Here is a 23,673-nt window from a genome sequence, read left to right as displayed (position 1 = left end):
ATTGTAGCTTAATTAAGAATTGGTTGGTTCCGACGGCTTTGGTTTCGATAGTTATTTAGCTTTATAGGCAAGGGTGGCAGACGAAGCTTTTCGTAAAACCTGCATGCCTGCATTGTTCCGGCCTATTAGCCACAAGGGTCCGTTGGCCGTTTTTATTGATTTGATATCGCGGATTTCGCCATCCAGTAAAAAGCCGCTGGTTAATGGTGAAAGTGCCGTAAACTGATTACCAGCGAGTTTTTGCCGGCCATTATTTTGCATAACTAGACCATAAGAGGCATCATAACGCCCCTGATAGGTGCTAACGCCGTAGAAGTTGCCACCACCAAGCACGTCCAGATCGCCATCGCCGTCAACATCATCAACGTGAAGCGCAAACAATTTGGAGACTTGGGCGAGGAAGGGTAATTCCCGAACGACAAACTTACCGCCCTGATTTTCCAGATAAACCGAGGCAAACTGATCTACTTCAAATACCTCGGCATCCCGCAGTTCGCTGCTCTCAAAAAGTTCATCAATGGGTTTGCCCGCAAAAGATTCGTAATTGGTAAACCGTTTGTTAATGATGCTCGGCATTTGTTTACCCAATTCATCCTTGAACGCCACGGAATACCATTTTCCATCCCGCTGGTAGGCTAAAAGCTGCTCGGTCGATTGGTTGTTATCGAAGTCTTTTACCCACATTTTAAGTTTGGCACCCGGTGCTTTATAAAATTTGGTATTCGTGCCTAAATTGCCAGCTACCAAATCCAAATCTCCATCCTGATCAAAATCGGCGGCGACCATGCACTGCCAGAGGCCCGTTAAAGGCTGTTTTTTGTCTGTAATGTCCGCAACGGCCTCTAGTTTGCCCTTTTGATTGGCAAAAATTCGGATCGGCATCCAATCGCCAGCCACAACCAGATCAAGGTCCTTGTCGTTGTCGTAATCCATCCAGATGGCATCCGTGACCATTCCCGTTTTCCGAAGTTGGGGCGCTAGCTGGTCTGTTTTATCCGTAAAACGGCCTTTTCCATCGTTGATCAGCAGGTAGGAATTAGGACTTTTTCCGTATGCAAAAGCCACAACGCGTCCGCCCACAAATAAATCCAGGTCGCCATCACCGTCAAAATCTACCGGACGCACGCAGCTTTTGTTGTCATACATGGGCGGCAAACCATTTGATCGGGTGAAGTTTCCTTTACCGTCGTTGAGGTATAAGCGATCAAACTGCTCAGGCATTTTCTCAAAAAATTCATTACCTCCCGAGACTACGTAAAGGTCAAGGTCTTTATCTCCATCAGCGTCAAAGAAAACGGCGTCAACGTCCTCATAAACAGAGTCTGCCCGGAACACAGGCTGCACCGAAGGAACAAAACGGCCACTACCCTGCTGCAACAGCAAACTCCCCGGCTGCCATTTAGCACCAGCGGCGTAAATATCCTCTAAACCATCTCCGTTTACGTCCCCGACAGCCAACTTTGGCCCTTCCTGAGATACCTGAAACGGCATCAGCGATTCACGGACAAAATCATAATAATCTTTATTTTCGTGGTGTTTGTAAGGGAATAAAGTACTGTCGCCTGAATCAACGAAAAGAGGCGGCGCAGTTGGCGGGGTGAATGAAAAGCCGCGCGCATCCCGGGTTGCATCGGTTTGTTTCAGGGTGAGCGTCTGGGAGGTTTTGACCCCGGTTCGAATTTCCATGCGTTGATTGGGCCAGATCACAATAAGCGAGTCAATGATAGGCTGTTCTCCCAACCCGAAAGTTAGCACCGGCTCTACCGATGATTCGAAGCCACGCGTAGGCATCAACTGTTGAAGCTGGAGACCCTTTTTCGTTTTAAGAATGACTTTAGCACCCACACCAAAACGGTTTGCTTCTTCGCCGTTAAGTTTGATTTTCAGGTATTTATTGTTGGGGAAAAGCTGCTCCGCATTGTTTTGGTATATGCCTGCCGGATCATCAATGTTGTTGGTAATCAGATCCAGATCGCCGTCATTGTCTAAATCCGCGTAAACCGCTCCGTTGGAAAAAGTAGGTGTTTCAAAGCCCCAGGCAATCGATTTATCCACGAATCGGGAGCTATCCGTACCGCGATAGAGATAATTATGCACTTTACCTTCGGGCATCAATTTAATGGCCCGGTCGTCGAGCGAGCTAGACGTTTCCAGGGCATAGCGCAGGGAGTCATCCGACGCAAATTTGACGTAATCTAGGTTATTAGGGCGGTGAACGATGCCGTTGCTAACGAACAAATCCTTGATCCCGTCATTGTCATAATCGGCCAGCAGCGGTGCCCAGCTCCAGTCGGTGGCCGCTACGCCTGCCATCGCGCCAATATCCATGAATTTGCGCCCCGACATATTCACTTGCAGGCAGTTCCGGCTGTATTGATTCATGTAGCCAAAAGCCAGCTTATACTGGTAAATGTCCAGCGGATCTTCTCCTAAGGACGATTTTTCAACGGTTTCATCTTCTGGATACATATCCAGCGTCATAATGTCCTGATAACCATCATTGTTAATATCAGCGACGTCGTTGCCCATCGAAAAGCGGCTGACGTGCGCGAACGCTTTACGGATGCTCTCGGTGAAGGTGCCGTTGCCGTTATTGACGTAATAATAATCGTCTTCGTGAAAGTCATTCGAGATGTAAATATCTTCCCAACCGTCGTTGTTGAGGTCAGCTACCGAAATTCCTAATCCATAACCCATTGCCGCGCCAAAAATGCCCGCCTTGACGCTAACGTCTTTAAACTTAACAGGTTTCGTAGAAGGGCTTTTTTGAGTAGGAGTAATTAATTGATTTTCAAACAAAAAATCGCCTGACTCATTGTGACGCAGGTGTCGGGCCGAAACGCGGTCGTAGCTACGAGACGTATGCACAGCATGGTTAAGCAGGTATACATCCAAATCGCCATCATGGTCATAATCGAAAAAGGCAGCCTGGGTTGAAAAGCCCGTGAAATCGAGTCCGTAGGCCGCCGCCTGCTCCGTAAAGGTGCCGTCCTGGTTGTTGATGTATAACTCGTTTGCGCCTTCCAAATCTTTGAAGTTACCCACGGCGCAGACATAAATATCCAGCCAGCCATCGCCGTTTACATCGGCCATTGTCACCCCGGTTTGCCAGTCCGAGAAACCGGCCACCCCCGCTTTTTCGGTAATGTCTTCAAACTGAAAAGGAGCATTTTCTGTCTTCCCTTTGTTCAGATACAGTTTGTTTTTGCCCTGATTGGAAACGAAATACAAGTCCGTTAGGCCATCATTGTTGATATCACCCGCCGCGACGCCAGCACCGTTGTAAAAATAAAGGTAATCCAGGATGTTAAGCTTCTCGGTATTTCTGACCTGATTGACAAAGCCAATGCCTGTTTTAGTTGAATCAAGCGCCTGAAAAAGAGGCTTTTCGTTAGAAGAGGTGAACTGTTTACAACCGCTCAGCGCTACGATTCCGGCAGTTATAAATAACGTAATTCGATTTAGCATAAGTTGGTAGGCATTATCATTGATGTGAGTCAATGGTTATTTACGAGCCGAGGCAATTGTCCGACTTGTGGTTGGACGGATTGTAAATACCTGAGCCTGATCGTTATTTTTGGCTAGTAGAAACTGGCCCTGTTTCAACCTTTTGAGGCGGCGCACCTGACCCCGTACAAAAAAGCCTGAATCGTTATTTTTAAGCGTCTCAAAGGCTAGCTTTCCAGAGGCGTCTTTTCCTTTGCCGAGCAAAACCAGGCCGTAGTTGGCATCGTAGCGCCCCAGCTCCGGGAGAACATCAAAGAAGTTTCCGGCTAGAATCAGATCCGCTTTTTTGTCGTTGTTTATATCCGTTACTTCAATGCCGCAAATCGGCGAAAACTGCACCTCTTGCGGAAGCGCCTGGTAAGTGAGGCGACCTTTTCCATTGTTGAGTAAAATTACGGATTCGCTGGTATACGCTCGCTGGACAACCGCCTCTTTAATGGCTTTTTCATCGAAAAGCTGGTCGATCTTCTTCCCGGCATACTCACTGAACTTGATGTACTTTTTCTTAATCGAAGGAATCTCTTTTTGCAGATCCGCTTTCAGTACCATCGGGAATAGCTCACCCGTTTCGTCGGCGCAATTAATAATTTGCTCGGTCGTACCGTTCTGGTCAAAATCGCTCGTGTAAAGCTCGGCGGGTATTTTTTGAGTTGCTTTAATGCGGGAATTTAACCCCAGATTGCCCGCTATCAAGTCTGTATCGCCATCACCGTCGATATCGGCAGCGCGGAGGCAGTTCCACCAGCCGTTCGATTGCATGGCTTCTCCATTCTTGCCGACGATGGTCATATCTGGATTTTTACTGAGCTTGCCGCGCTTGTTTTCGAAAACCATAATGGGCATCCAGTCACCCGCGACAAGCAATTCAGGAAAACGATCGCCATTTAAATCGGCCCAGATGGCGTCGGTAATCATACCCAGCTGATCGGCTTCGGGCAAATAGCGTTTGGTATAGTTCTTAAAATTTCCAGTTCCGTCGTTGATAAGCAAATAGCTAGGCGGATTATAGCCATACTTCCCGGGAATCAGACGAGAGCCGACAAACAAATCAATATCCCCATCACCGTCAAAATCAGAAGCAGCCACGCAGGAGCCGCTGGCTTTCAGGCTGGGCAACCGCTCATCGCGGGTAAAATTGCCTTTGCCATCGTTCAAATAAAACCGGTCAAGCAATGCATCCGCTTCGGCTTCAAACTCATTACTGCCCGTGACGACATACAAATCAAGATCGCCATCTCCATCCGCATCGAAAAGCTCGGCGTCCACCGCTTCGGAGGTGGTATCCTGCCGAATAGCCGGCGACGTGCGATCCACAAAACGCCCGTTAGCCTGCTGGACGAAAACGCGCGAAGAATGCCCGCTAGCCCCACCAAAAAAAACATCTTCCAGACCATCACCGTTTACATCGCCCGTTGCCATCGCCGGACCACTGGTCGAGAGCATTTGCTTTAAGAGCGGATCGCGGTTGTAATCCACAAAATGACTTTCCTGATGGGTGTAGGTCAGGCCAGACAACTTGGTGGATTCTTCAAAAATAGGCTCCGGTTTCAGAAGAGTAGGCTGCCACGTCTGCCGGGCATCCGTTTGACGAAGGGTCGTCAGCTGGTCAATTTTAGGCTGGAGAAGGGTTTGCTTCTTGTCATTTGGCCAGATCACCGTTAGTGAATCAATGCGCTCTTCAGTTCCCAGACCGACCAAAAGATCCAGGTCAACCGATGATTGAAAGCCCCGGTTGGGCATTTGCTGAACTAACTGGGTGCGGCCAGGTTGGTAGACATATACCTTGGCGCCGATGGCATTGCGGTTTTTTCCCTCGCCAACGAGTTTGATTTTCAGGTAATGGCTCTTCTTTTTTTCCTGTGCTAAATTTTTATACACCGATACAGGTGCATTGACGTTATTCACAATTAGCTCAAAATCACCATCGTTGTCCAAATCACCGTAGGCGGCTCCATTCGAAAAGCCGGGATCGGCGAGCCCCCATTTAGCGGCTTTGTTGGTAAAGGTCAGGTTGCCGTCATTGCGAAAGGCGTAGTTGGGAACCGGTTGGGAGGGGGCTTTGTCGAGAAAGTCTTTGAAATTGAACGCGCCTTGGCGGGCGATCTGTGCCATGTTCTCGCGGTCGGCCAGAAAGTTGACAAAGTCCTGATCTGTAATGTCTTTAGCTACGCCGTTGGCAACAAAAATGTCTTTTTGCCCATCGTTGTCCATGTCGAAAATTAAGGCGCCCCAGCTCCAGTCGGTTGCGTGCACACCGGCGAAACGCGCAATCTCGCTGAACGTACCGTTTCCGTTATTCAGATGGAGCATGTTCTGGATATATTGGTAATGAAAATCGCGGGACAACTTGATTTGTTGTAGGTCGTAGCTTTCAAAAGACCCCGTTTGCTTCAGGCGCTGGTCATTTCCGGGCAGCATATCCGTGACGAAAATATCCAGGAGTCCATCATTATTAATGTCGGCAATGTCAGCCCCCATCGATTGGAGACTGAGGTGGTTCATCGACTCCTTGATGTTTTCGGTAAAGCTACCGTTCTGGTTGTTAATGTATAAGTAGTCACGTTCGTAAAAATCATTAGAGATGTAAATGTCTGGCCAGTTGTCGTTATTTACATCGCCAATGGTAATACCTAGACCAAAGCCAATCAAGCTACCGTAAATACCGGCCTGTTCGCTGACGTCGGTAAAACGAAGTTCGGGTCCACTGGCCCCATCGTTCCGAAAAAGTTTATGCCCCCCCAAAGAATCCCGCTGGGCGCGAAGATTGGCATATCCCAGCCGACCTACCGGCGCAAAGCTGTTGTTGAGCAAATACATGTCGAGGTCGCCATCCCGGTCGTAATCAAAAAAGGCGGCGTGCGTAGAAAAGCCCCGGTCGTCCAGCCCGGCGACTTGGCCTTTTTCAGTAAAGATAGGATTTCCGTTGGCGTCGTTTCCGGTGTTGATATACAATTCATTAGCCCGGTCGTCGCCAGGACGGATTCCCGAATTACAGACGTATAAATCCAAGCGCCCATCGCCATTGATATCGGCAAAGGTGGCTCCCGTACTCCAGGCGCGTTTTCCGGCTACACCGGCTTTGTCCGTAACATCTTCAAACTGAAGGTTTCCTTTGTTGAGGTACAATTTGTTTTCCCCCATATTGGCAATCAGAAACACATCCGAAAGCCCATCCTGATTGATGTCGCCAATGGCTACACCGCCACCATTGTAGAAGTTACGATAGTTGAAAATATTAAAGTCTTTGTCGTCGGTAACCTGGTTGGTGAAGTTGAGGTGCGTTTCGTCGGCTGACAACTTCTCAAAAAGCTGTTCATCTGAGCCGGATCGCAGGTATTGACAGCCTGCCGACACAAGAAGCAAAAGGAGGAAAGGAAAGTATCGCATTACGGCAAACGCATTGATAGCTCTAAAATGAAGAAGCCCGGCAAGCTTGCCGGGCTTCTTTAAGTCATGCTTAATTATAACCAGGGTTTTGCTTCAATTTTGGATTCAAGGCAATCTGATCTTTCGGAATCGGGAACAGGTTGCGCGTTTCGGGCGAAACAGCCTTGAACTGCCATGCTTTGGTATACTGTCCGAAACGAACCATATCCTGACGACGGTGGCCTTCCCAAGCTAGCTCGCGACCACGTTCGGCTAGGATTTCGTTTAGATTCAGCGTAGCCGCCGTATACGCCGGAATACCCGCGCGGGTACGAATCACGTTGAAATCGGCCAGTGCTTCGGCGGATTTACCCAGGCGGAAATTGGCTTCGCCCCGCATCAGGTAAGCATCCCCCAAACGATAGATAACAAAGTCGTTATCCATGTCATTGCTTGGCAGGTTTTTCTGAATCTCGTATTTCTGACTCCGAACACCGGCTAGACGAGCCGTTGGACCAGCAGGCATTTCATAAGCTGGAATTTCAGGCGTGAAAGCCAGTGGAACACCATCGTCATCCAATGGCTTGCCAGCCGCATCGTACTGTTGGCCTACGAGCCACATTTTTTTCCGGTTATCGTTGTTGCTGAATGAATTGTAGAATTCAGCCAGCGTACAATAGCCATTCCAGGGTGCGTTGGGCAGGTTGTAGGTCAACTGCATTTTGTAATGCAGCGTCCGCATGTGGATGTTCATACCACCCCGCTTCGATCTGTCAAACGGAGCCGCCAGAATGGTTTCGCGCGAATTCTGGTTCTGGGCCGAGAAGTTGCTGAGGAAGTCCGCTGACAGTGCAAATGAGCCAGAGTTGATAATGACGTTTAGATTATCAACTGCTTTCTGCCACTGGGGCGTACCGGTATAAACTTGAGCGTTCAGGTACATTTTCGCCAGAATCATATTGGCTACGTACTTATTGAAGCGCCCGTAATAGATACCACCTGCTACACCGCTAAGATTGGGATAGACTTCCAGAAGTTCTTTTTCAACCCAGGCAAATACTTCAGCCCGTGACTTCTGATCAGGACTTCCTGAACCCGTTTTTTCGGCAATAATAACATTGCCGAAATGATCCATCGCGATATAATGGTAGAACGCCCGTAGCGCCCGTAATTCGGCAACCGTGCTAGGTTCGGTAATCGTGTTTAGCTGCTGGTTAATCGACGTAATTGAGTTGTAACACCAGTTCCAGATACCGTTGAAACGGCCATTATCCTGGGTAGGGTCCCACGTGTGCTGGTCCATCCGGCGCCACTCGTCACCGTCTTTCCAGTCACCACCGCGGGTCGGAACCGTGATGGCGTCGGTTGTTACTTCGCTGGTCGAGATGAGGCGGTCGAAATAATCGCCTACTGTCGAGTAAAGTGGACCAATCAGCGCCGCCTGCTGGGCGGGTGTACTTCCGAAAGCATCCGTTGGAATAACGTCGTAAACATTCTCGCTCAGGTCTGTACAGGCTTGGCTCGCCAGCAGGAAGGCCGTACAGCCAAGAACTACTTTTATATTTGAACGAAATATAAGCTTCATGTTGATATACTGTTAATGAGTGTTAGAAAGTCAGATTGACGCCAAGTTGGAACGAGCGGGTTTTTGGATAGATACCGCCTGCGTCGAGTCCGAGTGGGTTTGGAGCCTGGCCAAAACCGCCATCACCCAAATCACCTTTGACTTCCAACTCTGGGTCAACTCCTTTGTATTTAGTTATAATGAACAGGTTATTTCCCCCGGCATAAACACGCGCATTGGTAATGTATTTGCTCGTAACTTTCAGGTTATAACCCACTTGCCAGTTGTCCAGCCGCACAAAAGAAGCGTTTTCAATCCAGAAGTCAGACAACTGGTTTGTGCTAAAGTTAGCTGGAATCTGGCTGATGTCTCTTAACATGTTAGTTTCAAGAATAGATCCTGGAATCATCAGGTTCGACCGCAGGTTGTTCAGAATGCTGTTACCAAAAACGCCACGTAGCTGGAAGTTCAGGTCAAAGTTGCCATACCGGAATGTGTTGATAAACGAAGCCGTCATGAATGGCTGTGGGTTACCGGCGTTAAAGCCAACCCGGGCCAGAGAGAAGTTACTTGTTGTATCAACATCACCGTTCTGGGCTTCGAGCAGCATTTTGCCAGCCTCGCTGAAACCAACGAAATGAGGCACATTGTTGAACTCACCCAGAGGACGGCCTTCCTGAAGAATCGCAGAGAACACGTTTGACAAACCACGGCCACCAAAAGCACTGAAGCGTACCAGACCCGCTTCCAGATCTTCGCTTGACAGCGAAACGACGGTATTGCGGTTGAATGAACCAACGATGCGGGAGTTCCAGTTAAACTTACCTTTTGAGATAACATCACCTCCGAAGGAAATTTCTATACCCCGGTTCCGCATCTTACCTACGTTGGCCAACAGGCGGTCGGTGAAGTACGTAACCCCGTCGGCAGGAACGCTGTAGTTATACAACATGTCTTTCGTCAACTTATTGTAGGCTTCCAGTGAACCAGAGAAGCGGCCACCAAGTAGTTGGAAGTCAAGAGCAACGTTACCGGTTTCAACAATTTCCCAACGCAGGTTTGGGTTGGCGTTCTGCGTGATACCATAACCCGGTAAAAAGTCGTTCACCCCACCATCATAATAGGTGTTGCGTTTGCCATAAAGTTGCAGGGAACGGTAAGGCCCGATGCCTTCTGAGTTACCGGTTTGTCCCCAGCTAGCCCGCAGTTTCAAGTAGTTCAGACCATTTCCTTTGGGGAAAAAATCTTCGTTTGTGAGTGTCCAGCCAACCGCAACGGATGGGAAAAGCGCCCATTTGTTGTTGGCACCGAATTTAGAACTACCATCGCGACGAAGCGTAGCCGTAACGTTGTACTTGTCGTTCAGGTTAACCGTTGCCCGGCCAAAGAACGAAGCCAGTTTTGTTTGGTTCCGGTAAGAGCTTGCGTAGTTGTCGCGCGGTGTCACGAGCGTACCGGCTCCCAAGCCCAGGTTGTTGTACCCTACTTCGTTGGTAATGAACTGGGTGTTTACCGCACCGAAACCATCGTTGGTTACGTCCTGGTACGAATAACCAGCCAAAGCCGAGAAATTGCTGTTGTTTTCACCAAAGCCACGCGTGTAATTGGCCGTTATCTCCAACAATTTATCTGTTGTCGTATACAAACGACGAGACGCTTCCCCGTTTGTACCAGCATAAGCTTTAATGGCTCCGTTGAAGAAACGGCTTTGAATCGTATTTTCGCTGCGGTACGCACCATTGGCGCCGAGCGTCAAACCATCCAGAACTTCATACCGCAAATTAGCCCCGCCAATGATCACCCGCTTGTTCTCGTCAAACTTCTGGTTTTCCAGCATGGCTACCGGGTTGAAGAGGTCAAAGCTTCCACCTACTTCATAATAGTTGCCATCGGCGTTCCGAATTGGCAAGGTAGGTAGGAACGTAACGGCCCGGCCGATGATTCCCCAGTCTGACAACTGAGAATTGGTATTCGTCATGGCCAGGTTATACTGGATGTTTAAGCGGTTATCAAGCGCCTTCTGGTCCAAGTTAATCCGACCTGTCAGCCGGTTAAAGCCCGTATTTTTAATAATACCTGGCCGGTTGATGTAGTTCAATGAACCCCGGTAGCTAAACGCCGGAGAACCACCTGAAATAGCTAAATCGTGGTTGTTGCTAATTGCCGAACGAGTGATTTCGCCCAACCAGTCTGTGTTGAAGTCGCCCGTTGGGAAACGTTGCTGATCACTTAGCGAGGCATTTCCTTTAACGCGGCTAACTTCAGCGCGGTAACCAGGACCATCGAGCAGATCAAGTTTGTTGGAAATGGTTTCCAAACCTACATAGTTGTTGAAGGTGACCGTTGTGCGACCCGATTTTCCGCGCTTCGTCGTAACGATGATAACGCCGTTTGCCGCCCGTGAACCATAGATGGCCGCAGCGGATGCATCTTTCAAAACGTCCATTGTTTCAATATCCTCTGGAGAGATGGTATTGATGGGAACACCGATGATGTTATCTACAACGTACAAAGGATCGCTACCACCAGCCAGCGACGTATAACCCCGCAGACGAACGGTTGGCGTCTGGTTGGGATCACCAGATGGTTGCGTAATGGTCAAACCGGCAACCTTCCCCTGAATGGCCTGTAGAGGATTGGGGTTGATACCTGGGTTAAAGTCTTTCGACGAAACCTGCACCACCGATCCTGTTACGTCTTTCCGTCTGGCCGTTCCGTAACCAACAACGACGACTTCCTCCAAGGATTTAGTGTCTGAAGTAAGCTGAACGTCAACCACCGACCGGTTTCCAACGGCTACTTCCTGATTCTGAAGGCCGATAAAGCTGAAAACAAAAGTAGCGTTGTCAGGCACATTGGCTAAAGTATACTTACCCTCCGAATCTGTGCTGGTTCCACGAGAAGAGCCTTTGATTTGAACCGTTACGCCTGGAAGCGGCGACTTATCTTCTCCCGAAAGAACGGTTCCTGTAACGGTACGTTCCTGGGCGAAAACGGCTTGGCTCAGAGTTGCACAGAGCAAAAAAACCAAAGACAAAAAAGAAATTTTAAACAGTTTAGTTTGGCCAAGAGTCGGCTTAAATGCCCCGGCCTGACTCAGCGCATAGCGACCACCGGATCGGGAATAAAAATTCATCATAGGTATAATTAGAGTTAAGAGAACGAAAGAAGTGCGGTTTGATGCTCAATCAATCAACTTTGAACAGCTCGCGAGATGATTGAATGTACTTCCTAAATGGGCAAAAGACTAAGTAACTATTGTATTCATTTAAATGTTTTTAGTGGTGAATATTGATGAATTTATTGAATAAAAGGGCGAGTTTAGAGAGCAAATTACAATAATTAAATTGTATAATACAATACACTTTAGTAACATTTAAATCCAATTTAATCCAAGTAAATACTTAGGTATATTACCTAGCTTACGGATACCTTCCCGCTGGCTTTGGGATCGGGTTTAGATAAAACAGGGTGATTATAGGTATCTGATTCATTTGTAAGGCCTTATAGGACGTAAGATTTGCAGTATGTTTTTGGACTTTTTAGATATTGATTTTTCAGCTTAAGCAGGAGGAAGAGCTAAAAAATAGCTAATTTTAAGGTTTGAAAAAGGAATACTGATCTCGTCACACTTTCTGTTAAATTGATCGGGTTGATCGATAGTAACATTTTGATAAATGCAGGAGTCTCTACAAAACCTTGCCGCTCAACTGGAAGGTGATTTATTCACGGACCAAACCATGCGGACGCTGTATGCTACCGACGCATCAGCCTACCGCGAGAAGCCACTCGCTGTTGTTATTCCGCAGACGCATGATGATCTCAAAAAGCTCATTGCTTTTGCTTCGGAGAACGGCACATCGCTTATTCCCCGCACGGCAGGAACCTCGTTGGCTGGCCAGGTGGTTGGCGCCGGAATTGTAGTGGATGTATCCAAACATTTTACTAAAATCCTGGAAATCAACGCCGAGGAAGGCTGGGTGCGCGTGCAGCCAGGAGTGGTTCGGGATGAATTGAATCTGTTTTTGAAACCATACGGGCTCTACTTCGGGCCAGAAACCTCAACGGCTAACCGCGCCATGATTGGCGGTATGGTGGGCAATAATTCGTGTGGGTCCAACTCCATCGTTTATGGTTCTACCCGGGAGCATGTGCTGGAAGTAAAGGCTTTGCTGGCCGATGGGAGTGAGGCAACTTTCGGAGCGTTGCAAGCAAATGAAATCAGCGCCAAAAGCAGGCTAAACTCGCTGGAAGGGGCCATTTATCGGGTAACCAACGAAATTCTCGCCAATCCGTCAAACCAGTCTGAAATTCGGAAAAACTTTCCAAAAGTGTCGATTGAGCGGCGAAACACGGGTTACGCGCTCGACATGCTGTTAAACTGCGCTCCGTATACCGAGGCTGGCCCTGCGTTTAACATGTGCCAGTTGATTGCCGGATCGGAGGGAACGCTCTGTTTCCTGACGGAGATCAAACTGCACGTTTCTCCGTTGCCACCCAAAATATCTGGGCTGGTTTGCGTGCACTTTAATTCAGTTGATGAGTCCCTACAAGCCAATCTAATTGCGCTGAAATACAGACCCCAGGCGGTTGAGTTGATCGATCATTACATTCTGGAGTGTACAAAAGATAACATTGAGCAGCGCAAAAATAGGTTCTTTGTGCAGGGCGATCCAGGGGCGATTCTGGTAGTCGATTTAGGAAGCGATACCCGCGAAGATGTGGAACAACGCGCGGCGGCAATGGAAGCCGAAATGCGGGAAGCTGGTTTAGGCTATCATTTCCCTGTGTTGTGGGGTGAGGATACCAAAAAGGTCTGGACGTTGCGGAAAGCGGGGTTGGGGCTATTAAGTAACCTGCCCGGCGATGAAAAAGCCGTTGCTGTTATCGAAGATACCGCGGTAGACGTTCGCGATTTGCCCGCTTTTATTCGAGAGTTTAACACCATTTTAGGGCAGAACGATATGTCGGCGGTGCACTACGCCCACGCCGGATCGGGGGAGATTCACTTGCGGCCAATCATTAACCTAAAGACCAAAGAAGGGCACCAGCAGTATCGCCTTATTGCCGAAGAGATTGCTACTTTGGTGAAGAAATTTGATGGGTCCTTGTCCGGGGAACACGGTGACGGGCGTTTGCGGGGCGAGTTTATTCCGCAGATGGTAGGCCCCAAGAATTATGAGTTAATGCGTAGCCTGAAACAAAGCTGGGATCCGAAAGGAATTTTTAACCCTGGTAAGATTGTGGATACGCCTCCGATGGATACCTTTTTGCGGTACGAAGCCGGTCAGCAAACGCCTGAATTTAAAACGATTTTTCGTTTTCATGATCAGGATATCCTGCAACACGCGGAGCAGTGCAATGGCTCCGGCGATTGTCGCAAAACGGAGCTTTCGGGCGGCACCATGTGCCCCAGCTACATGGCTACTCGCAGTGAAAAGGACACAACGCGGGCGCGCGCCAACATGCTGCGCGAAATGCTGACCCGTTCCCCGAAAGAGAACCGCTTCGACCACGAGGAAATTAAAGAGGTCATGGACTTATGCCTGTCCTGCAAAGGCTGTAAGTCTGAGTGCCCGTCAAACGTGGATATGGCGAAAATGAAGGCAGAGTTCTTGCAGCATTATTACGATGCCAACGGAACGCCCATTCGGAGTCGGCTAATTGCCAATTTCTCGGCTTTGTCGGGCGTGGCCTCCTGGGTGCCCTGGGCCTATAATACCGTTTTCGATACGGCTGCTCTGCGGAAAATCGCCAACAAAATTGTTGGGTTTCACCCCGAGCGAACCATGCCGCTGCTGCACAAAACGACCCTGAAGCGGTGGTTCGAGAATCGGCCGAAAGCGAGCCAAAAGACAAAGCAAACGGTCTATCTTTTCTGCGACGAGTTTACCAACTATAATGATGTCGAAGTAGGTAAGAAAGCCGTGCTGCTGCTGGAAAAATTAGGCTACAACATCGTTATTCCCGAGCATGGCGAATCGGGGCGGGCTGCTTTATCAAAAGGATTATTGCGGCAGGCGAAGAAAATAGCGGAGAAAAATATTCGTTCTTTAAAAGAGCTAATTACCATTGAAACACCGCTCGTTGGGATAGAGCCGTCTGCCATTCTGACGTTTCGCGATGAGTATCCAGATTTAGTGGATGAATCCTTGCTGGTGGATGCCCGACGCATTGCCGAAAGTGCCCTGACGTTTGAGGAGTTTCTGGCTCGCGAAATTGACGCTAAGCGCATTACAAAAGATGCTTTTACCAAAGAGACGCGCTTGATCAAATTGCATGGTCATTGCCAGCAAAAAGCCGTGTCGTCGCTCGTTCCGTCGAAAAAAATGCTTTCCCTGCCCGAAAATTATACCGTGCACTTAATCCCGTCGGGTTGTTGCGGCATGGCGGGTTCATTTGGCTACGAAGCAGAACACTACGATATCTCCATGAAAATTGGAGAATTGGTTTTGTTCCCTACCGTGCGCCAGCAGCCTGAAGAAGTCATTATTGCTGCGCCAGGAACAAGTTGCCGCCACCAGATTAAAGACGGAACAGGCCGAAAAGCAAAACACCCGGCTGAGATTCTGTATGAGGCATTGGCAAGCGTTCCGCAAACAGCACATAGTCAAGAACAAACAATAAAGTCCGTCTAATCGCATCCGCTAATGATGCGATTAGATTTATTTAATTCCAAGATAGATGCGGCTAGGCATTAGCAAAAACAGCCGCCTTACATTATGAAAAAAGTAACTATCCTGCTGGGCTGTCTGATTGTTTTTTTTCAATCATTTGCCCAAAACACTTCGTCAGAAACGAGTAAGTATGATCCGCACGAGCTGTTTCATCCGCTTTTCAACATGCAGCCGGGTAATGACTACCGCACAGGTAGCGGCGCTCCGGGCCCGCGTTACTGGCAGAATCGGGCAGATTATCGCATTAATGTAACGCTGAACGATCAGCAGAATACGGTAAGTGGCGATGTCGAAATTGCGTATAAAAACAACAGTACCGACGACCTGCCGTTTTTATGGTTACAACTTGATCAAAATGCATTCGCTGATACCTCGCGGTCGGCTAAGACAACACCTGTATCGGGTGGCCGTTTCGGAAACCAGAATTTTGCGGGTGGGTATAAAATCCAGTCGGTAACTATTGAGCAGGGCAAAAAATCGACGCCGCTTAATTACCTGATTACCGATACGCGCATGCAGGTGCGCTTGGCCGAGCCCCTGAAACACGACGGTACGGTGCGTCTGAAAATCACTTATTCGTACCTTATTCCGGCTTACGGCTCCGACCGGACAGGAATCCAGCCAACCAAAAACGGTAACATTTATGAAATAGCGCAGTGGTATCCCCGCATGTGCGTTTACGACGATATTCAGGGTTGGAACGTATTGCCGTACCTGGGGGCTGGTGAGTTTTATCTGGAATATGGTGACATGGAGTATTCGGTAACCGCTCCCTGGAATCACATTGTGGTTGGCTCTGGCGAACTGTTAAATCCGCAGGATGTACTAACCTCGCAGCAGCAACAAAGAATGGAGCAGGCTCGCAACTCCGACAAAACGGTAATGCTCCGTTCGGCGGATGAAGTGAATAGCCCACAAAGCCGTCCGAAGCAGTCTGGAACGCTAACCTGGCGATTCCGGTGCCAGAACACCCGTGATGTGGCCTGGGCTTCATCGAAAGCCTTTATCTGGGATGCTGCCCGGATTAACCTGCCGAGCGGGAAGAAATCGCTGGCGATGTCAGCCTATCCGGTTGAAAGCGACGGGCGTGATGCCTGGGGCCGCTCAACGGAGTATGTAAAAGGCTGCATTGAATTTTATTCAAAGTACATCATGGAGTATACCTACCCGGTGGCCACCAACGTAGCTGGTGTGGTGGGCGGTATGGAATACCCAGGCATTGTTTTCTGCCACTGGCGGTCGAAAAAAGACGGACTCTGGGGCGTAACCGACCACGAATTTGGGCATAACTGGTTCCCGATGATTGTAGGGAATAACGAGCGGAAATACGCCTGGATGGACGAAGGATTTAACACCTTTATCAACATCCTGTCTACTGCAAACTTTAACAACGGAGAATACAACAACGAGCGTACTAACATGCACGATCTTGCTCCCGCCTTGTTTCAGTGGGACGAGCCAATTCTGACGAGACCAGATGTGGTTCAAACGCGTGCGTGGGGAACGTTGGGCTATTTCAAGCCAGGAATGGGCCTTAAATTGCTGCGTGACGTAATTCTGGGACCAGACCGGTTCGATTACGCATTCCGGGTTTATGTACAGCGTTGGGCCTTTAAACACCCAACCCCTTATGACTTCTTCCGGACTATCGAAAATGCGGCTGGGGAAGATTTGAGCTGGTTCTGGAAAGGCTATTACTACGAAACCTGGAAACTGGACCAGTCGGTGAGGGATGTAAAATACGTTGATAATAGCCCGGAAAAAGGCTCGCTGATCACTATTGAGAACCTGGAAAAAATGGCCATGCCAACCAGCGTGGAAGTCGTGGAAACGAATGGCAAAAAGTCACGCGTTAATCTACCCGTAGAAGTATGGCAGCGGGGCGGAAGATGGACATTCAAAGTACCTACTACGTCGGCGCTTCGCACGGTTGTGATTGATCCCGATAAAAAATTGCCGGATATCAATCCTAGAAACAACACCTGGAAAGGAGAGGCCCAGTAAAAGCCTCAAAAAGATAAAATGGCCTACCAGCAGGTTACAAACTTGCTGGTAGGCCATTTTTTTATGCTTCAACCAGCATGGCTCCGAACGAATAGCCACCGCCAAAAACGGTTAAAACAATCCATTCGCCCTTTTTAAACTGGCTTCGGTGTTCTGACAAAGCAATGGCGCAACCGGAACAACCCGTATTTCCTAAACGCTGGATGTTGGAAAGCAGCTTTGATTCGGGAAGTTTCAGGGTGTTGATGACATTCATACTAATGCGAAGATTAGCCTGATGCGGAATCAAATACGCCACATCATCCAGGGACAGCCCTGCTTTCTCCAATACCTGAATGCTGACCTTTGGCATGTACTGACAGGCATTAATAAACACATCGCGGCCATGCGGCATGATAACCCCTTTCTCCAAAGGTTTCAATACAACGCCCGTTGTTGCCTTGCCGCTTGTGGCAGCTCCGCCCGTTATGATATGATGAATGGTCATATCATCTTCGCTCAGCCGCTCTTTGGAAATTAGCAGTGCCGAGGAACCGTCTCCCCAAAGGTGACCAGATACCGTATCCTGTTCGTTGTTGTAAGCCGTATTGTGCTCAGAAACGACAACCACTGCCAAGGATGCTTTATTCATGGCAAAGTAGCCTTCTACCACTTCAATTGCATTTAGAAGGGATGAGCAAGCAGTCGAAACGGAAACAACCGGAATATCGGGAACCCCTAAATTATGCTGAACAACGTGCGCAAGGGTGACAATTGTGTCGTGGGGCGTATAAGTAGCTCCGACGATTAAATCGATTTGGGAAGGTTCGATTGTGGTAACATCGAATAGTCGACGGACCGCTTCCAGCGCCATGGTATTTGTATTTTCATCGGGTCCGGCCTTTCGGCGTTCCTTGATACCAGTCCGTTCAATAATCCACTCACTCGAAAGTCCATTGAGCTGTGTAAAATGTTCATTACCAACCACTTGACTGGGTAAGTAATGGCTAACTGCATGAATATATAGCATAACAAACTAAAGACCGGAGACGAGCATACTCGAATCCATCACGGGAAATTAAGTATTTCCCAGAATCTATGGTATTGAAAATTAGAACAATACCATAATATACTAATATTGTTCTATAATTTCGTAAAGATTGATGAGTTTTCTCTTTTCGATGTCCCAATTATAGTTGGTTTTCGCTGCTTCAATCCCTCTTTGGCCCATGGCTTCGGCTGCCGCAGGATTTTCGATTAGATAACGGAGTTTTTCAGCGAGCAAAATTGCATTATACGGGTTTAGGCAAAAACCGCAATCGTGCCGTTCGACTACGTCCTGATAGAGTAAAAAGTCTGAGGTAATAACGGGCAAGCCCAAAGCCATGTACTCAAACATCTTGGTTGTATACGATTCAGGGTAGTCTCCCAGCGGCTTCAATAGGGCAAGTCCGGCAACGGCTTTCGCTGCGTAGGAAAATGCCTGGCGCTGGTCGGCGTAATCGTAAAAAATAAAGTTATCCTTTACCGTTTGGTAAGCCGGTACGCTTTCCAGTCTTTCCTGCGTAAAAAGCCGCCGTCCAAACAAATGAAACCGAAAATGGGGGTAATCCTCTTTCAGGAGGGCAAAGGCTTCCAGCATCGTATCCAGCGAACGTTCAAAACTAATCCAGCCGATGTAAAAAAACTCAACCGGATCGCTGGCCTGTCGATAGGGTCTGCGATAAGGCTCCAGAAAAGAAAGCAGCGGATAGTTGTAAACAACAGCGTAGGGCTTAGAAAGATTGGTATAGGTGTTGAGATAGCCGTGTTCAGTGAGAACAAAGAAGAAGTGCTTTCTGGCCAGATGATCCAGCCAATAAAAAGGCTTTTCCAGGAGCCATCCCCGATTAAAGGATTTGAGGTGCATTTTCTTGAAAAGGTTCTCCTGTACCTCGTAAACAACAGAAGCGCCTAGCAAGCGGTACAGGTATGCGAAGGGCAAAAATTCAGGAACATAAATGTGAATAATTGCCGGACGAAGCCAGATGGTCTTAAAAACAATCAGTGGACAGGTAATCAGTAATCTTAAAATGACCTGTTTGAAAAATGGAAGCCTGATAAAGTGAATATCGGCTGAAACCGAAGCATCTGCGTCAGGAATGGCGCAATAGACTTCATACCGTTCTGCAAGCGACGGACACTGTTTATACACAATACGTGGATCATAAGGACGGTGAGCCGTACTGATGTGCAGAACGCGCTTTTTTCTCATTTGGCCGATTCTTCAATGATGGCAACACCCGACGAAGTGCCGATGCGTGTTGCCCCGGCCTCGATGAAGTTTAAAGCCTGCGTATGGTCTTTAATACCACCCGACGCCTTGATTTGAATCGATTCGGGCAGATAAGAACGCATCAGTCGCACTTGCTCCAGATCGGCCCCGCTGGCCGCAAAACCAGTTGACGTTTTGACAAAATCCGTTTCGGCTTCGGCGCATAGTTCGCAGGCAATGCGAAGCTCGTGGCCATCGAGATAAGCCGTTTCAATGATGACTTTTAGTAATCCATTGCGGCTATGAACCAGTTCCGATAACTTTTGAATCTCTAGCTGGACGGTTTGATAAGCCATTGACTTAAACGCACTCAAATTCATGACTACATCGATCTCCGTGGCACCATTTTCCATAGCCTGCTCAGTTTCCAGCAATTTAACACCTGTTGTCTGATAACCCAATGGAAATCCAATAACTGTGCAAATTGGAATTGTCGGATAAAATTCCAGCATGTCGCGCACGTAGGAGACATAGTGCGGAGCCACGCAAAGGGTTTTAAACTGGTGCTGAATGGTTTCGCCGCAGAGCTTTCGAATATCGGTTTCGGTGGCAGTAGGCTTAAGGTTTGTATGATCAATATAAGAAGCTAAAGCGATCATTAAGGGTCAAGGTAGCAAGCCGGTCAAAGCCTAAAAAACGAATATTTAGAAATACGATAAAGAATGCTGTTTGGATTGCATACCGGCAGAGCTTTAAAGCCCCTGTAAATTGAACCGGCAAGCGGATACGCATTACAGAGGCTTTAGCTATTGGCAGCGCTTGGCGGCGAGTTTACTCGATCAAAATGGCACGGCCACTTTCGATATCGTTTTCAACGGTTTTATACTTGACATCCCGCTTCACGGTACCATCTGCATATTGAACGTTAACCCGCTCGTTGCGATTAGCCACTTTAATGTTGCGAACTGGCGCTTGCTTTTCGGCGGAAGCCATTTTACGCGCATATTCCTGTGGACCACCGGCTACGGGTTCGTCATGATCTTCCTTGTTGGTATGCAGTTCTGGTTGCTGCTGCTTCGGAGGGCCACTAACAGCCGCCTGTTTGATCTCCTGTTCCAGCTCTTCCTGACCATCTGGTCCGTGGTTTTCAACCGGAATGTCAGATTTGCCCAGGAAGTTAATTGTGTCAAAATTTACTTTCGACAGGAAGCGTTTGAACAATTCGACGGATTCAAATTTGTAAACCAGCAAGGGGTCTTTTTGCTCGAAAACAGCATTCTGAACCGACTGTTTCAGATCGTCCATCTCACGCAAATGCTCTTTCCACTCCTGGTCAATAACGGACAAAGACACCGCTTTTTCCATTTCCGTGATGAGTGTCCGGCCTTCGGTTTCGATAGCCTGGCGCAAGTTGGCCACCACCATCAGTTCGTGCAGACCATCACTAAACGGAACGACAATATCCTGAACAACGGCGCCCCGCTCGGCCAACACAGACTTTAGTACCGGGCTGGTTTTCTGGCGAATCGCATCGTTTTTGTCACGGTAGTGCGCTTCAGCCTCCTGGTATAATTTATTGATTGCATCAGGCTTTTTCAAGTTGGCGAACTCTTCGCGGCTCAACTGCGTCTGGAGACCCAGCGTAGTTAATAACTGAAGCTGCACCTCGTCGTAATTACCTTCTGCGTTGTTGACAACATCTTCACAGACATCGAACATGATGTTGGCAATGTCAAGAGCCAGACGGTCACCGAAAAGGGCGTTGCGGCGGCGTTTGTAAATAGCCTCGCGTTGGTAGTTCATTACGTCATCGTATTCAAGCAGACGTTTCCGAACACCAAAGTTGTTTTCTTCTACCTTCTTCTGCGCCCGTTCGATGGACTTCGTAATCATGGAATGCTGAATTACTTCACCTTCTTCCAGACCCATCCGGTCCATAACTTTGGCAATGCGATCAGAACCAAACAAACGCATCAGGCTATCTTCCAGCGACACGAAGAACTGCGAGGTTCCCGGGTCTCCTTGACGACCAGCCCGACCGCGCAACTGCCGGTCAACGCGGCGTGATTCGTGGCGTTCCGTACCGATAATTGCCAAACCACCGGCTGTTTTCGATTCTGGGGTTAGCTTAATATCCGTTCCCCGACCAGCCATGTTGGTGGCGATGGTAACCGTTCCGGGTTTTCCGGCTTCGGCTACGATTTCGGCCTCGCGCTGGTGGTGCTTTGCGTTCAAAACCTGGTGCGGAATTTTCCGCAACGTCAGCAAACGGCTAAGAATTTCGGAGTTTTCTACCGAAGTTGTACCAACCAGAATAGGGCGGCCTTTCTCAACGAGGGCTACAATTTCGTCAACAACGGCGTTGTATTTCTCCCGAACAGACCGGTAAACCTTATCTTCTTCATCCTTCCGAACGATGTTTCGGTTCGTTGGAATAACGACAACATCCAATTTATAAATCTGCCAGAATTCACCCGCTTCGGTTTCAGCCGTACCCGTCATACCCGCTAATTTGTGGTACATCCGGAAATAATTTTGCAGCGTAACCGTAGCGTAGGTTTGCGTTGCGTCTTCAACCCGAACACCTTCTTTAGCTTCAACGGCCTGGTGCAGACCATCCGACCAGCGACGTCCTTCCATAATCCGGCCTGTCTGCTCATCGACGATCTTGATCTTGCCGTCCATGATCACGTAATCGACGTTCAATTCAAACAGCGAGAACGCTTTCAGGAGCTGCGTGACGGTATTGATGCGCTGCGTTTTTACGGCATAATCCCGAATAATGGACTCTTTAACCAGAATTTTCTCCTGCTCAGTATAGTTACTGTCTTTTTCAGCAACACTTAGATCAACCGATAAATCAGGCAGAATAAAGAAGTTTGGATCTTCGCCGGAACCCGTAATAAAGTCAATACCTTTTTCCGTTAGGTCGACGCTATTGTGGCGTTCGTCAATGGTGAAGTAAAGCGGAGCATCGGCTTCGGGCATCAACTTCTGGTTTTCGGCCAGATAAATCGACTCTGTTTTTTGCAGCACCTGCCGAATGCCGGTTTCACTAAGGTATTTAATCAGCGGTTTGTATTTCGGAAAACCACGGTGAGCCCGGAACAGAGCAACGCCGCCTTCTTTCTCATCACCCGCCGCAATTTTCTTTTTCGCTTCGTTCAGCAAATCCATCGTCAACTTACGCTGGGCTTCTACGACGCGGGCAATGCGTGGTTTTAATTCAGTAAAATCCTGTTCGTCACCACGGGGAACCGGACCAGAAATGATCAAAGGTGTCCGGGCGTCGTCAATCAGTACGGAGTCAACCTCATCGACCATGGCATAATGGTGCTTGCGTTGTACCAGTTCGTCGGTATTCCGCGCCATGTTATCCCGCAGGTAGTCGAAACCAAATTCGTTGTTTGTTCCGTAAGTAATATCAGCTAGATAAGCCTGTTTGCGGGCGTGTGAATTGGGCTGGTATTTATCGATACAGTCAACGCGAAGACCGTGGAACTCAAATAGGGGAGCCATCCACTCGGAGTCACGTTTAGCCAGGTAGTCGTTCACGGTAACAATGTGCACACCGCGTCCGGCAATGGCGTTCAAATAGGCAGGAAACGAAGCCACGAGCGTTTTCCCTTCCCCGGTTGCCATTTCCGAGATTTTACCCTGGTGGAGTACGGTACCACCGATGATTTGTACATCGTAGTGCACCATGTTCCATTTGATGGGAGAGCCAGCGGCGTCCCAGGTATTGGCCCAATAGGCCTTATCGCCTTGGATAACAACATTCCGTTTGCGAGTCGCTATTTCACGGTCGAATTCGGTAGCGGTTACTTCAAGTTGGTCATTTTCTGTAAAGCGTCGGGCTGTTTCTTTAACCACTGCAAATCCCTGCGGAAGAATGTCCAGCAACACTCTTTCCAGCTCTTTGTTACGGTCAGCTTCCAGCTTATCAATTTGGCTAAAAATAACCTGTTTCTGATCTACATCCAGTTCAGGCTGGGCAGAAACTTGCTGGGTAAGATCAGCTAATTGATTATCAATGTCCTGTAATCCCTGAGCAATGGTCTTTTTAAGTTCGAGGGTTACGTTCCGTAATTCGTCGTTCGAAAGGGATGCCAGTTTAGCAAATTCAGTATTTACTTTTTCCACATACGGAAATAACTCTTTTAAGTCCCGCTGTGCCTTTGTACCGAATAGCTTGGTAATTCCTTTAGTGATAAGGTTAATCATTGATTTCTTGCTTGGGAAAAACTTCTGCAAAATTAGCGGTTTACGCTTAGTATACTAACAAATTACGTGTGTGATTCATTGCCTTAGCGTTGGAATTT

The 23,673-nt window shown here is 48.3% G+C and carries 10 protein-coding genes; 2 read left to right on the top strand and 8 right to left on the bottom strand.

Annotated features, from left to right (window positions below; all coding sequences use genetic code 11):
• Positions 1-51: 51 nt before the first annotated feature.
• From L0Y31_RS03115 to L0Y31_RS03100, 4 genes are all read right to left on the bottom strand, one after another.
• Positions 52-3,468 carry a VCBS repeat-containing protein gene (locus tag L0Y31_RS03115; protein WP_234735677.1) on the bottom strand — a complete coding sequence of 1,139 codons (3,417 nt, stop codon included), beginning with the start codon at positions 3,466-3,468 and terminating at the stop codon, positions 52-54.
• Between the two features lie 36 nt (positions 3,469-3,504).
• The gene (locus tag L0Y31_RS03110) at positions 3,505-6,894 is read right to left on the bottom strand and encodes a VCBS repeat-containing protein (RefSeq protein ID WP_234735676.1); all 3,390 of its coding nucleotides are present in this window, start codon (positions 6,892-6,894) and stop codon (positions 3,505-3,507) included.
• Between the two features lie 70 nt (positions 6,895-6,964).
• A complete protein-coding gene (locus tag L0Y31_RS03105) occupies positions 6,965-8,458 on the bottom strand; it encodes a RagB/SusD family nutrient uptake outer membrane protein (RefSeq protein WP_234735675.1) in 1,494 nt (497 codons plus the stop codon).
• 22 nt (positions 8,459-8,480) lie between these two features.
• Positions 8,481-11,576, bottom strand: a complete 3,096-nt coding sequence (locus tag L0Y31_RS03100) for a SusC/RagA family TonB-linked outer membrane protein (protein WP_234735674.1) — start codon at positions 11,574-11,576, stop codon at positions 8,481-8,483.
• 538 nt (positions 11,577-12,114) lie between these two features.
• Here L0Y31_RS03100 and L0Y31_RS03095 point away from each other — a divergent pair.
• Both L0Y31_RS03095 and L0Y31_RS03090 read left to right on the top strand, forming a co-directional pair.
• Positions 12,115-15,075, top strand: coding sequence for an FAD-binding and (Fe-S)-binding domain-containing protein (locus L0Y31_RS03095; RefSeq protein ID WP_234735673.1), 2,961 nt, complete (start codon positions 12,115-12,117; stop codon positions 15,073-15,075).
• Between the two features lie 84 nt (positions 15,076-15,159).
• Positions 15,160-17,118 (top strand): M1 family metallopeptidase, encoded by a 1,959-nt coding sequence (locus L0Y31_RS03090; protein WP_407084057.1) that lies wholly within the window; start codon positions 15,160-15,162, stop codon positions 17,116-17,118.
• A 61-nt stretch (positions 17,119-17,179) separates the two neighbouring features.
• Here the strand turns inward: L0Y31_RS03090 and L0Y31_RS03085 are convergent, their stop codons facing one another.
• The 4 genes from L0Y31_RS03085 to secA form a co-directional block, all read right to left on the bottom strand.
• On the bottom strand, positions 17,180-18,127 hold the full coding sequence (locus tag L0Y31_RS03085) for a 3-oxoacyl-ACP synthase III family protein (RefSeq protein ID WP_234735672.1): 948 nt from the start codon (positions 18,125-18,127) through the stop codon (positions 17,180-17,182).
• Between the two features lie 102 nt (positions 18,128-18,229).
• Positions 18,230-19,351 carry a glycosyltransferase gene (locus L0Y31_RS03080; protein ID WP_234735671.1) on the bottom strand — a complete coding sequence of 374 codons (1,122 nt, stop codon included), beginning with the start codon at positions 19,349-19,351 and terminating at the stop codon, positions 18,230-18,232.
• Positions 19,348-20,010 carry a deoxyribose-phosphate aldolase gene (deoC, locus tag L0Y31_RS03075; protein ID WP_234735670.1) on the bottom strand — a complete coding sequence of 221 codons (663 nt, stop codon included), beginning with the start codon at positions 20,008-20,010 and terminating at the stop codon, positions 19,348-19,350. The genes L0Y31_RS03080 and deoC overlap by 4 nt, the downstream gene beginning before the upstream one ends.
• A 172-nt stretch (positions 20,011-20,182) precedes the next feature.
• The gene (gene secA / locus L0Y31_RS03070) at positions 20,183-23,575 is read right to left on the bottom strand and encodes a preprotein translocase subunit SecA (protein WP_234735669.1); all 3,393 of its coding nucleotides are present in this window, start codon (positions 23,573-23,575) and stop codon (positions 20,183-20,185) included.
• Positions 23,576-23,673: the final 98 nt, after the last annotated feature.

Origin of the sequence: Tellurirhabdus bombi, assembly GCF_021484805.1 — a bacterium.
GTDB classification, from domain to species: Bacteria; Bacteroidota; Bacteroidia; order Cytophagales; family Spirosomataceae; genus Tellurirhabdus; species Tellurirhabdus bombi.
The sequence above is the reverse complement of the archived record's forward strand: the minus strand, read 5'-3'. Positions and strand labels throughout refer to the sequence as shown.

Bases quoted from the DNA above. Each gene is read 5' to 3' on its own strand.
- L0Y31_RS03105 (WP_234735675.1), bottom strand. From the start codon at position 8,458: ATGAAGCTTATATTTCGTTCAAATATAAAAGTAGTTCTTGGCTGTACG.
- L0Y31_RS03090 (WP_407084057.1), top strand. From the start codon at position 15,160: ATGAAAAAAGTAACTATCCTGCTGGGCTGTCTGATTGTTTTTTTTCAA.
- L0Y31_RS03110 (WP_234735676.1), bottom strand. From the start codon at position 6,894: ATGCGATACTTTCCTTTCCTCCTTTTGCTTCTTGTGTCGGCAGGCTGT.
- L0Y31_RS03085 (WP_234735672.1), bottom strand. From the start codon at position 18,127: ATGCTATATATTCATGCAGTTAGCCATTACTTACCCAGTCAAGTGGTT.
- L0Y31_RS03095 (WP_234735673.1), top strand. From the start codon at position 12,115: ATGCAGGAGTCTCTACAAAACCTTGCCGCTCAACTGGAAGGTGATTTA.
- L0Y31_RS03080 (WP_234735671.1), bottom strand. From the start codon at position 19,351: ATGAGAAAAAAGCGCGTTCTGCACATCAGTACGGCTCACCGTCCTTAT.
- L0Y31_RS03115 (WP_234735677.1), bottom strand. From the start codon at position 3,468: ATGCTAAATCGAATTACGTTATTTATAACTGCCGGAATCGTAGCGCTG.
- deoC (WP_234735670.1), bottom strand. From the start codon at position 20,010: ATGATCGCTTTAGCTTCTTATATTGATCATACAAACCTTAAGCCTACT.
- secA (WP_234735669.1), bottom strand. From the start codon at position 23,575: ATGATTAACCTTATCACTAAAGGAATTACCAAGCTATTCGGTACAAAG.
- L0Y31_RS03100 (WP_234735674.1), bottom strand. From the start codon at position 11,576: ATGATGAATTTTTATTCCCGATCCGGTGGTCGCTATGCGCTGAGTCAG.